The sequence below is a fragment of the Aeromicrobium sp. genome (assembly GCF_025965075.1).
Classification (GTDB): domain Bacteria; phylum Actinomycetota; class Actinomycetes; order Propionibacteriales; family Nocardioidaceae; genus Aeromicrobium.
Window position 1 is genome coordinate 1 of record NZ_JAOPXQ010000212.1, and the last position, 5,641, is coordinate 5,641.

Below are 5,641 nucleotides of genomic sequence, written 5' to 3' on the forward strand. Positions count from 1 at the left end.
GCGAGGAACGTCTCCAGGGCGCCGGGGATCGCGCCGAGCATCGTGCGTCGCTTCTCCAGGGCCGAGTACGCCCGCTCGTCGTCGGTGACGATCGCGCCGAGGATGACGTCGCCGTGGCCCGACAGCAGCTTGGACGCCGAGTGGACGACGAAGTCCGCGCCGAGGTCGAGCGGCCGCTGGCGCAGGGGAGTGGCGAACGTGTTGTCGACCGCGACGGCCGCACCGGCGGCGGTCGCGGCGCGGGCGATCGTCTCGATGTCGGCGATCTCGAGGGCCGGGTTGGTCGGCGACTCGATCCACAGCAGCGCGGCACCCCGGCAGGCGTCGATGACCTGCTGGGTGTCGTCGATGTCGACGAGACGCAGCTCGATCTGGCCCCGTCGGTCCCGCTCCACGAGCTGGGCGACGGTGCCGTAGTAGGCGTGGCGTGGGGCGACGACGGCGGCGTGCAACGGGACGAGGTCGAACAGCGCGGTGGTCGCCGCGATGCCCGAGGCGAAGGCCAGGGCCCGGCCCCCCTCGAGGGCGCCGAGCACCGTCTCGAAGGAGTCCCACGTGGGATTGCCGTGCCGGCCGTACTCCGAGGTCCCGCCGGGCACGAGCGCGCTCGCGAGCGTGATCGGCGCGTTCAGCGGTCCCCCGGGGACCCGGTCCGGTCGTCCGGCGCCGACCGCGAGGGTCGAGGGCGAAAGATCGTGTCCATGCATGAACCCATCATGCCTTGACGGGTATCGTGCAGGGCAATGAGCCTCTCGGTGGACACCTCAGTCGGCAGAACACGTCTCGGAGTCATTTTTGGCGGCCGTTCCAGCGAGCACGGGGTCTCCTGCCTCACGGCCCGCGAGGTCCTGGCCGCGATCGATGCCGACCGCTACGACATCCGCCTCATCGGCATCACGCGTGACGGCGCGTGGGTCGAGGAGACCGCCCAGTGGGGCGAGCTCGAGCCCGGCACACTGCCCTCGGTGCGCGACGACATGCCCCCGTTCGCGTGGGAGGGGCTGCACGAGCTGGACGCGGTCTTCCCGCTGCTGCACGGCCCGTGGGGCGAGGACGGCACGATCCAGGGGCTGCTCGAGATGGCCGACGTCCGCTACGTCGGCGCCGGCGTGCTCGCGAGCGCCGTCAGCATGGACAAGCCCTTCACCAAGACGGTGTTCTCCGCCGCGGGCCTGCCGCAGATCCCCTACGTCACGATCCGTCCGTGGGAGTGGAAGCAGGACCGCGAACGCGTCGAGGCCCGCATCCGTGCCCTCGGGCTGCCGGTCTTCGTCAAGCCCGCCCGCGCCGGGTCGAGCTCCGGCGTCATGATGGTCGACACGTGGGACGAGCTCGACGTCGCCGTCACCCGGGCCCGCGACTTCGATCCCAAGGTCATCGTCGAGTCCGCCGCCCGCGGCAAGCGCGAGCTCGAGTGCGCCGTCATGCAGGGGCCTGACGGCAAGCCCGTCGCGAGCGTCGTCGGCGAGATCACCGTGGCGGAGGAGTCGTCGCACGAGTTCTACGACTTCGAGGCGAAGTACCTCGACGGCACGAGCCTCAACGTCGTCCCGGCCGACATCCCGGTGACGCTCAGCGAGCGCATCCGGACGTACGCCGTGCAGGCCTTCGAGGCCGTCGGCTGCGAGGGCCTGGCCCGGGTCGACTTCTTCCACACCGACGACGGCCTCGTGATCAACGAGATCAACACGCTCCCGGGCTTCACGCCGTTCTCGATGTTCCCGCTGCTGTGGGAGGCGAGCGGGGTGGCCTATCCCGAGCTCGTCGAGCGGCTGATCCAGCTCGCCCTCCAGCGCGACACCGGACTGCGCTGAACGGGCCGCGCTAGCCGGACTCCCCGCAGGGCTTGACCGACGGATCATGCTTCTGGACCGCGTCGGCGAGGTCGGCCAGCGCGTCGGCCGCCGGGTCGTACTCCTTCGGCACCTCGACGCTGACGTAGTGCCGGCGGCCGATCGTCGTGAACAGGTAGCCGTCGGCCGTGGTCTCGGCGAACCAGTCGACCCCGTCGACCAGGAAGCACTGCGAGGTCGCCGTCAGGGTGGCCGGCTGCTCCATGCCGCAGCGCAGGATGATCGGCGGCGAGCCCCACGCGATGGCATTGTCGTCGGCGACGAGGATCGAGTCCTCGCCCGCGACCTCCCGCGGCGTGTCGGCGAACAACGCCTTGCAGTCGACCCGGGTGCCGGGCTCGGTCGGGTACGCGTCGACGTCGAGGCCGCGACTGCAGCCCGCCACCAGGAGCAGCGGGAGCGCGGCGAGAAGGAGTCTCCTCACGCCTGGCGGCTGGCTAGATGCGGACGATCGGGCAGGTCAGCGTGCGGGTGATCCCGGGGACGACCTGGATGCTCGAGACGACGAGCGAGCCGAGCTCGTCCATGCTGGGGCCCTCGGCCCGGACGATGACGTCGTACGGTCCGGTGACGTCCTCGGCGAGCGTGACGCCGTCGATGGCCCCGATCGCCAAGGCGACATCGGCTGCCTTGCCGACCTCGGTCTGGACGAGGATGTATGCCTGCACGGCCATCGGGTGCTCCTTCGTTATGCGGGACTGTGCCACGCTACCGGATGTCGCGCGCGGGACGGGACGTGCCTGCGAGAAGATGGACCCATGACGACGAATGCCGCTGGCGGCCCCACGATCGGCGACCTCGGCGAGTTCGGCTTGATCGACCAGGTCCGCGCCCAGATCGGGCACAACCGGCACGTCCTGCTGGGCCCCGGTGACGACGCCGCCCACATCTCGAGCAACGACGGGACCTACCTCGTCACGACCGACCTGCTGGTCGAGGGACGGCACTTCCGCCGCGACTGGTCGGGCCCCGAGGACATCGGCCGCAAGGCCGCCGCCTGCAACTTGTCGGACATCAACGCGATGGGCGGCGTCGCGACCGCGCTGACGGTGGGCTTCGGTGCGCCCGCCGACCTGCCGGCGTCCTGGGCGCTGGAGATGATCCGCGGCTTCGAGGCCGAGTGCGCCCACGTCGGCGCGCACATCGTCGGGGGAGACGTCACGGCGTCGGACAAGATCATCATCGCCGTGACCGCGTTGGGGGACGCGGCCCGGCCGGTCCTGCGATCGGGCGCGATGCCCGGCGACGTCGTCGCATACGCCGGACAGCTCGGGCTCGCCGCCGCGGGCTTCGCGACGCTGAGCCGCGGCTTCCGCTCACCCAAGCTGGCGGTCGAGGCGCACCGCGCCCCGCACCCGCCGTACGCCGCGGGGCCGCAGGCCGCCAGTGCCGGGGCGACGTCGATGACCGACGTCAGCGACGGGCTGGTCGCCGACCTGGGGCACATCGCGGACGCCAGCTCGGTCGCGATCGACCTGGACTCCACGGCGTTCGTCATCGCGCCGCCGGTCGCGACGGTCGGCGAGGCGCTCGGCACCGACCCGCTCCGGTTCGTGCTCAACGGCGGTGATGACTACGCCCTGGTGGCCACGTTCAGCTCCGAGACGGTCCTGCCGCAGGGCTGGACCCGGATCGGCACCGTCGCCGACGGCAGCGGCGTGACGGTCGACGGCACGACGTACGAGACGGCCGGCCACCAGCACTTCCGCTGAGCGCGCCTCAGCCCTGGATGCGGGCGAACGGCTGGGCGGCCTCGAGCTCGTACGCGATCTCGAGCAGGGTCTGCTCGTCGCCGTGATCGGCCGAGAAGTGGACCCCGATCGGCATGTCCACCGACGAGCGTCCCAGCGGCAGCGAGATCGCCGGTCCGCCGGACGCGTTGTTGAGCGGCGTGAACGCGGCGTACTGCACGAGCCGGTCGAACATGACCGGGAAGTCGACCGCGGGGGACAGGTGCCCCAGCTCGGGGGTCGCGTAGCCGAGGGTGGGCGACAGGACGAGGTCGACGTCCTCGAACGCCGCGCGGTAGCGCTGCTCGGACCGCTTGAGCCCGCGGATCGCCGCCGGTGTCCGCCAGGCCTGCCGCACGAAGCGGCGGGCGAGCCCGCGGGTCAGCGGATCGGTCAGCGTCTTGTCGAAGTCCGGGCTCATGACCCGGCGGCCGAAGTGCTGGGTCGAGAACGCGAGCATGCCCCAGTAGTGCTTGAAGTCCTCCATGAACCGCCGGTCGACCGGCAGCTCGACCTCGACGACGTCGTGACCGAGCGCCGTCAGCAGGTCCGAGACCGCCAGGACCGCCTTGCGGGTGTCCTCGTCGGTGGGGATGCCGGTCACGGAGTCGAGGATCAGCCCGATCCGCAGCCGCCGGTCCGCGCCGCCCTCGACGAGCCCCAACGCGGGCAGGCCGACCGCCGGGCGGTACGCCTGGGTGGCCGCGAGGAACGTCGCGGTGTCGCGGACGGTGCGCGTCACGACCCCGTTCGAGACGATGTCGACCGGCAGCTTGGCCGCCTCGGCCGCGGCGACGACCCGACCCCGGGTCGGCTTGAGCCCGACCAGGCCGCAGGCGGCCGCGGGGATGCGGATCGACCCGCCGCCGTCGTTGGCGTGCGCGATCGGCACGACGCCTGACGCCACGAGCGCCGCGGCGCCGCCGGAGGAGGCGCCGGCGGAGTAGCCGGTGTGCCACGGGTTGCGGGTGGGCGGCAGCGTCTCGTACTCGGTCGACGCGTTGAAGCCGAACTCGGGCATCGTCGACTTGCCCAGCACCGTGAACCCGGCCGACAGGAGCTGCTCGATGAACGGGGCGTGGGACGCGGCCGGCCGCGCCTTGACGGCGAGTGAGCCCTGGTCCGAGGGGAGGCCCGCGACGTCGGTGTTGTCCTTGACGAACGTCGGGACGCCGGCCAGCAGCCCGGTCGACGGGGTGTCGCTGGCGGTGAGCGCGCGCTCGAAGTCGGGGCGCTGGATCGCGTTGAGCGAGGGGTTGACGAGCTCGGCGCGTGCGATCGCGGCCTCGGCGGCCTCGCGGGCGCTGATGTCGCCGGCAGCAACAGCAGCGGCGACCCCGACAGAGTCGAGGTCGCCGAGTGCGTCGTCGCCAAAGGCGTGGACACGGGTCGTCATCTCGTTGGTCACGAGATGACTCTAGGGTCAATTCAGGGAATCGACCACCAGATTGCTAGCGCGAGACCTTGCCGGCCTTCAGGCACGAGGTGCAGACGTTGACGCGCTGCGGGGTGCCGTTGATGACGGCGCGCACGCGCTGGATGTTGGGATCGAAGCGACGCTTCGTGCGTCGGTGCGAGTGGGAGACGTTGTGGCCGAAACCAGGTCCCTTGGCACACACATCACAGACCGCAGCCATGGCGAACTCCTGAAAACTTGAGACTTCACGAAAAAGGGGGCGTCCGCGGACCGAATGGTCCGTTGACAACCGCTCAAGAATAGCCGACGACCCCGCGCCGACGCGAATCAGCCCATCGGGTCCGTCGAACCGGGGGACCCGACCGATAGCCTCGGCCCATGGGCCTCACCCTCAACGCGGCGGCGTTCCGCGACTGGACGCAGCTGTGCGCCGCGGCCCTGTCGGCCGCGCGGGCCGAGATCGACGCGCTCAACGTCTTCCCCGTGCCGGACAGCGACACCGGGACCAACGCCTATCTCACGCTGATGGCGGGAGCCGACGCCGTCGAGCCGCTGGGTGCCGAGGAGCCGTTCGAGGCGGTCGTCAGGGCGTACGTCGTGGGGCTGCTCACGGGGGCCAAGGGCAACACCGGCGTGATCCT

General features: G+C 71.2%; 8 protein-coding genes. 3 read left to right on the forward strand and 5 right to left on the reverse strand.

What is annotated here, in order from left to right; translation table 11 throughout:
* Positions 1 to 707 (reverse strand): PLP-dependent transferase (locus JWQ91_RS12815; protein ID WP_297784677.1); only part of this gene is annotated, 707 nt, incomplete at its 3' end.
* Positions 708 to 743: 36 nt separating this feature from the next.
* Between JWQ91_RS12815 and JWQ91_RS12820 the strand changes: the two genes are divergently transcribed.
* The gene (locus tag JWQ91_RS12820; protein WP_297784680.1) at positions 744 to 1,814 is read left to right on the forward strand and encodes a D-alanine--D-alanine ligase family protein; all 1,071 of its coding nucleotides are present in this window, start codon (positions 744 to 746) and stop codon (positions 1,812 to 1,814) included.
* A 10-nt stretch (positions 1,815 to 1,824) separates the two neighbouring features.
* Here the strand turns inward: JWQ91_RS12820 and JWQ91_RS12825 are convergent, their stop codons facing one another.
* Together JWQ91_RS12825 and JWQ91_RS12830 are read right to left on the reverse strand one after the other, a co-directional pair.
* Complete coding sequence (locus JWQ91_RS12825) at positions 1,825 to 2,277, reverse strand: DUF3515 domain-containing protein (RefSeq protein WP_297784683.1); 453 nt, start codon at positions 2,275 to 2,277, stop codon at positions 1,825 to 1,827.
* A gap of 13 nt (positions 2,278 to 2,290) precedes the next feature.
* Positions 2,291 to 2,527 (reverse strand): Lrp/AsnC ligand binding domain-containing protein, encoded by a 237-nt coding sequence (locus JWQ91_RS12830; protein ID WP_297784685.1) that lies wholly within the window; start codon positions 2,525 to 2,527, stop codon positions 2,291 to 2,293.
* Between the two features lie 84 nt (positions 2,528 to 2,611).
* On the opposite strand from JWQ91_RS12830, the gene JWQ91_RS12835 reads away from it, so the two are divergent.
* Positions 2,612 to 3,565 (forward strand): thiamine-phosphate kinase, encoded by a 954-nt coding sequence (locus JWQ91_RS12835; RefSeq protein WP_297784687.1) that lies wholly within the window; start codon positions 2,612 to 2,614, stop codon positions 3,563 to 3,565.
* 7 nt (positions 3,566 to 3,572) lie between these two features.
* On the opposite strand, the gene JWQ91_RS12840 is transcribed toward JWQ91_RS12835, so the two are convergent.
* Positions 3,573 to 4,991 (reverse strand): amidase, encoded by a 1,419-nt coding sequence (locus tag JWQ91_RS12840; protein WP_297784689.1) that lies wholly within the window; start codon positions 4,989 to 4,991, stop codon positions 3,573 to 3,575.
* Between the two features lie 43 nt (positions 4,992 to 5,034).
* Complete coding sequence (gene rpmB / locus JWQ91_RS12845) at positions 5,035 to 5,220, reverse strand: 50S ribosomal protein L28 (RefSeq protein ID WP_108577479.1); 186 nt, start codon at positions 5,218 to 5,220, stop codon at positions 5,035 to 5,037.
* Positions 5,221 to 5,378: 158 nt separating this feature from the next.
* On the opposite strand from rpmB, the gene JWQ91_RS12850 reads away from it, so the two are divergent.
* Positions 5,379 to 5,641, forward strand: a 263-nt coding sequence (locus JWQ91_RS12850) for a DAK2 domain-containing protein (RefSeq protein ID WP_297784695.1), incomplete at its 3' end; no start/stop codon positions are given.